Below are 1,201 nucleotides of genomic sequence, written 5' to 3' on the forward strand. Positions count from 1 at the left end.
AATGAACTCAGCTCAGAAATTGAAAAATTACTGAAACGAGAAATCACTTTTTTTGGTAATGGATTCTCTTCTAAAAAGAAATTTGAGTGTTATAATGAGTTGGGAGGGTTGTTACAAGCGGGTATTACAATTAAAGATTCATTACAATTAATAAAAGAGAATCAAAAAAAAGAAAATGATAAATTAGTTTTTGAAGAAATTCTAAATAATGTAATAAATGGTAAGCCACTTTCCGATTCACTAAAAGAAACCAAATACTTTACAGAGTACGAGTTTTATTCAATTAAAATAGGTGAAGAAACTGGAACTTTATCCAAAGTGTCCAATAGATTGGGTGTGTTTTTTGAACGAAAAAATGAACAAAAAAGAATCATAATAAGTGCCTTGACTTATCCAACAATTGTGTTATCAACAGCAGTTTTAGTTGTCGTTTTTATGCTAAGCTACGTAGTTCCTATGTTTCAGGATATATTTAACCAAAATAAAATTGAGTTACCTTTTTTAACAAGAGTAATTATATCGTTTTCAGATGCCATTAAGAATTACGGTTGGCTCGTTTTAGTTTTTATTGTAGGATTAATTATATCAGGTAAGTTTTTAAATAAAAATTATAAGTTTAGAGAAGTTTTACATAATACAATTTTGAAGATTCCTGTAATTGGAACCTTTATGACTAAGATTTATTTAGCTCAGTTTACTCAAGCTATATCATTATTGACTAGTTCCAAAGTTCCAATATTAAATAGTATTCAAATGGTAAAAAACATGATTAGTTTTGTTCCATTGCAACAATCACTTGAAAAAGTGGAAGCAAGTATTTTAAAAGGAAATAGTTTAAGTCAAAGTTTATCCGGAAACAAGATGTTTGATGACAGAATAATTTCTCTAGTCAAAGTGGCAGAAGAAACAAATCAAACAGAATTTGTTTTCAACCAACTTAATGAACAATATAATAATGAAGTTGTGAGACAATCAAAACTTGTTGCAACTGTAATTGAACCATTGATCATTATTATTGTAGGTTTAATTGTTGGTATTCTTTTAGTAGCTTTATATTTACCGATGTTTGAATTGAGTAGTGTAATAGGCTAATTTCATATCTATAAAGTATTTACAAAATTCGAAAATTCGTCAAAATCAATTAGCAATTGGTTAGATATTTTGACTGATTCGTGTACCATACTTGACTCACTGCTTTTTA

The 1,201-nt window shown here is 27.9% G+C and carries 1 protein-coding gene; it reads left to right on the forward strand.

What is annotated here, in order from left to right:
* Positions 1-1,092 (forward strand): type II secretion system F family protein (locus DIU01_RS10010; protein WP_290834031.1); only part of this gene is annotated, 1,092 nt, incomplete at its 5' end.
* Positions 1,093-1,201: the final 109 nt, after the last annotated feature.

The sequence above is a fragment of the Flavobacterium sp. genome (assembly GCF_003525665.1).
GTDB lineage: Bacteria > Bacteroidota > Bacteroidia > Flavobacteriales > Flavobacteriaceae > Flavobacterium.